Annotated in this window: 3 protein-coding genes; all 3 read left to right on the forward strand. The window is 56.9% G+C overall.

Going from position 1 to position 3050, the window contains the following annotated elements:
- The first annotated feature begins 222 nt into the window (after positions 1–222).
- Positions 223–1881, forward strand: a complete 1659-nt coding sequence (locus tag D5S03_RS09965) for an SUMF1/EgtB/PvdO family nonheme iron enzyme (protein ID WP_008868670.1) — start codon at positions 223–225, stop codon at positions 1879–1881.
- A 35-nt stretch (positions 1882–1916) separates the two neighbouring features.
- Entirely contained in the window at positions 1917–2561 is a 645-nt protein-coding gene (locus D5S03_RS09970) for a YMGG-like glycine zipper-containing protein (RefSeq protein WP_287043778.1), read from the forward strand.
- Positions 2558–3050 (forward strand): hypothetical protein (locus D5S03_RS09975; RefSeq protein WP_287043780.1); only part of this gene is annotated, 493 nt, incomplete at its 3' end. The genes D5S03_RS09970 and D5S03_RS09975, both read left to right, overlap by 4 nt.

Raw genomic sequence — 3050 nt, forward strand, 5'->3', positions numbered from 1 at the left:
GAATAAGGAAGTGTTCATTACATAACGAACCCCCCCTGCCCCTCCTTAACCAAGGAGGGGAGTAGATCGTGCTTTACGTACAAAATGATACACCTGTGTGACAGCGGTATGCTGAAAGCATAAAAAAATGAAATTATAGTTACTTGTAAGGATACAACCGTGGATGTTCAATACCCGCAAATAATCACATGCCTTCGCTGTTGGACAAAAAGACTAAGGGCAATGCACTTTTGCCTGTTTGTGTCTGTTTTTTTCATCCTGCTTTTATTCCGGGCCGAGGCCGGCATGGCCGCACCCCCGGCCGGGCCGGACAACCCCAGACCGGATGAGGCGGATATAGTCCTGCCCATGCCCGGCGATTCTGTAATGGTTTTTCGCAAGGTTCAGGTGCCTGGTCAGGGCTACTGGGGGGATGAGGAGCAGATCATCCAGATGGGCGATGCATCCGGCGGGATTTTCGAAGGCCTGCAGCGCACCCAGATCAGCGGATCATTTCCTGCTGATGATGGCCGGGGACAGGCAATTTATCTGGCCAAATATGAATTGACCAGGGGGCAGTTTGCTTCGGTCATGGGCCTGGATACCTTGATTGAGGCCAGTGCCGATCCGGATGCGTCCCAGCTGGCTGAACTGGAAGGCCGCGCCCTGCAGGAGGCCATGATGGTGCCGCTGTCTTTTGTCAGCTACCAGGATATCCAGGAGTTTATCCGCAGCTACAACCAGTGGCTTTTTGATGCAGAGCACCCCGAGCGCCTGGAAAATATACCGGAGATAGACGGTATACCAGGATTTATCCGGCTTCCCTCCGAGGAGGAGTGGGAGTTCACTGTGCGCGGGGGGCTGCCGGCCATTGAGGACGGTACCTTCAATGATCGCCTGCCTTTCGCCATGCAGAGGATCAATGAGTATGCCTGGCATCTGGGCAATGCCAGCCACAGGGTGCGGCCCATAGGCCTGCGCCAGCCATGCCGCCTGGGTTTTTTTGACATGCTGGGCAATGTCCAGGAAATGACCGCCGGTTTCTTCAGGCCCGAGGTGTGGCAGGGCAAGCCCGGCGGGGTGAGCGTTCGCGGCGGCAGCGTGTCCACGCCGGTGTCGGATATGCGCTCCTCCCTGCGTCAGGAGCTGGATGTCTACGCCTGGAACCAGGACCAGGAGCGGGTTCAGGAAAGGCGTTCCTTTAACACCGGGGCGCGCCTGGCCATTGGTTCCAATGTGGTGGTCAATACCAGGGTCAGAGCGGCCATGGAAGACGAATACCAGGAATACAAGGACATGGTGCGCAAGGCCATGCCCGTTGGCCGGACCATGGACAACCTGGTGGCCCAGGCCGCGGGGCAGCTGGGGGACGTGGAGCCCATCCTGGGCAGGCTCATGGAGGAGCACCCCCATTTGAGCGATGATCTGCATACAGTGCAGGAGTTCATGGACCAGGCCAGGCAGCGCCTGGACATGGCCCAGCGGGAAAGTGCACGCAGCCTGGCCCAGGATGCGGCCCGCAACGGGGTTAATCTGAGTGTCTACATTTCCCGCCTGGTAAGCCTGGAAAACAGCCTTGAGGCCGCCAGGCGGCTGGCGGAAATGTCCAGCAGATACCTGGAGCAGGTCAGTGCTGTGGAGCAGAGGATAAAAGAACTGAGTTCAGCCCAAAAAGAGCAGTTTCAGGCTTATACGGACAAGGTGGGCGAGCTTGGGGACTACGAACAGGACTACATAGACCAGGCCCTGGAAAGCATGCGCGAGCAGGAACCTCTGCCCCGGGAGAAGGCCGTGCTGCAGCTTTTGACCACTCATGTCGAGGATTTCAGCCAGCACCGCCGTGCAGACAGAGAAGGCTGGTTTAAAGAGTATGAAGAGGTCTTTAAGGAATTTGATCAATAATTTTTACTTCAGGGATTTTACCAAAGGAGGAAAGCATGAAAGGGTCCAGGGCGATTATATTGCTGGTTTTTATGGCCGTGATTCTGTCCGGATGTATAACCGGTTCTGATCAAAGGCGGACCAAGGCCGAGGGTACAGCCGTGGGTGCTGCAGCCGGAGGTCTGGCCGGATATCTAATCGGAGACGGCAGGGGGGCATTGATCGGGGCCGCGGCCGGAGCAGGCCTGGGGTATCTTGTGGGCCGGGAGGTGGCCAAGCGTAAGGCTGAGTACGCCACTCAGGAAGAGTTTCTGGAGGCTGAAGCCGCCCGGACAGCGGAATACAATGAAACCATGCGCGAGTACAACGATAGAAGCAGGCAGGAACTGGCGGCCCTGGAAGAAGAGGTGGAATCCCTGCGACAGGCCTATGAAGAAGGTGCAGAGGAGAAAGACACTCTGCTGGCCAGACAGGCAGAGGTTCAAAAACGTATCCAGGAAAATGAAGAACTCCAAGAAGAACTGAAAAGCGAGCTGGCCATCCAGGAGGCTATCATAGAGGAGGAAAGCCAGACTCTGCCCGAGGATGACCCCCGCATTGCCGCCCTGGAAAAGGAAGTGCAGGAACTGCAGGCCAATATCGCCGCCCTTGGCGAGGGCAGCGCCCAGCTGGCCAGCATAGATGAGAGGTTGTCCATATGAGATACTTATACTTACCGGTTTTAATCTGCGTTTTGCTTTTTGCCGGGTGCGGCGCTTCCCAGGATCCGCGCGAGGGAGGATTTTTCGGAGGCATAAGCGGCCTGGGCTCGGGGGCTTATGAAGAAAGGGTGGAGGAGCGCGAACAAAGGCTCAGTCGTTTACAGCAGATACAAAAGGATTTGGATGCTGAAAGCCGGGAAATCGACGCCCAGAAGACCGATTTGCGCGAACAGATTGAGCTTGAAAGGGCACACCTGGAGGAGATGCAAAATTCCACCGCCCGCCTGGAACAGGAGGTGTCCCGGATGAGTGCCGGCGATGCTGCAGGGGAAAAAAAGGTCAATGAACTCAGATCCAGGCTGAATGACCTGCAAAGTGGCCTGCAAAAACAGGAGCAGGAGCTAAGCGCCCTGGATCAGCTGGAAGGCACCCATGGCCACGGCGATGCCGGGGAAGAGGTGGACCTGCGCCGCAGGCAGCTGGAAGAGC

The organism is Desulfonatronospira sp. MSAO_Bac3 (genome assembly GCF_003838035.1).
GTDB lineage: Bacteria > Desulfobacterota > Desulfovibrionia > Desulfovibrionales > Desulfonatronovibrionaceae > Desulfonatronospira > Desulfonatronospira thiodismutans.

Coding starts and splice junctions, on each gene's coding strand:
- D5S03_RS09965 (WP_008868670.1), top strand. CDS start 223: ATGCACTTTTGCCTGTTTGTGTCTGTTTTTTTCATCCTGCTTTTATTC.
- D5S03_RS09970 (WP_287043778.1), top strand. CDS start 1,917: ATGAAAGGGTCCAGGGCGATTATATTGCTGGTTTTTATGGCCGTGATT.